At 49.6% G+C, this 631-nt stretch carries 2 tRNA genes and 1 rRNA gene; all 3 read left to right on the top strand.

The features are described from left to right. Window positions 1-83 (top strand): 16S ribosomal RNA (locus tag HA052_RS27155); the annotation flags it as partial. A gap of 87 nt (window positions 84-170) precedes the next feature. After that, a tRNA-Ile gene (locus HA052_RS27150) sits at window positions 171-247 on the top strand. Between the two features lie 117 nt (window positions 248-364). Beyond that, a tRNA-Ala gene (locus HA052_RS27145) sits at window positions 365-440 on the top strand. The last annotated feature ends 191 nt before the right edge of the window (window positions 441-631 follow it).

Here is a 631-nt window from a genome sequence, read left to right as displayed (position 1 = left end):
CGCTTACCACGGTGGGATTCATGACTGGGGTGAAGTCGTAACAAGGTAGCCGTAGGGGAACCTGCGGCTGGATCACCTCCTTTCTAGAGAAGGTTGTTGATCGAGTACTTACAGCCTATCGGTTATTTGTAGTTAAGGGCGAGTCAGCCAGCGATGGCTGACCGAGAAATGGGTTTGTAGCTCAGCTGGTTAGAGCACCGTCTTGATAAGGCGGGGGTCGTTGGTTCGAGTCCAACCAGACCCACCAGGATTTTTGTTGTCGGAGTGATTCGGCGACATGAATAAAGCTGGAAGGCAAGGCGAAAGGCAACGACGTGTGCTGATGCATACGAGGCGCGTTTCAACGCAGCATTTCAGGTTTAGAGGGGGATTAGCTCAGTTGGGAGAGCACCTGCTTTGCAAGCAGGGGGTCGTCGGTTCGATCCCGTCATCCTCCACCACAACTCAAACACAAGCGAGTTTGCAAAATAGCTTGGTTGTGTTTGCGTTGTATTTTTAACGCCCGATCTTTAACAAACTGAAGAAGCCGAATATATAAAGACGGCGAGAAAGACGATGGAGTTAACTCTTCATTGGCTGGATCGTCATCTTGGGTATTTGATTGTATCTAGGCTACGTCGCCATATCAAAA

This window comes from Chromobacterium fluminis (assembly GCF_011602385.1).
GTDB lineage: Bacteria > Pseudomonadota > Gammaproteobacteria > Burkholderiales > Chromobacteriaceae > Chromobacterium > Chromobacterium fluminis.
This window is presented reverse-complemented; position numbering and strand designations above follow the sequence as displayed.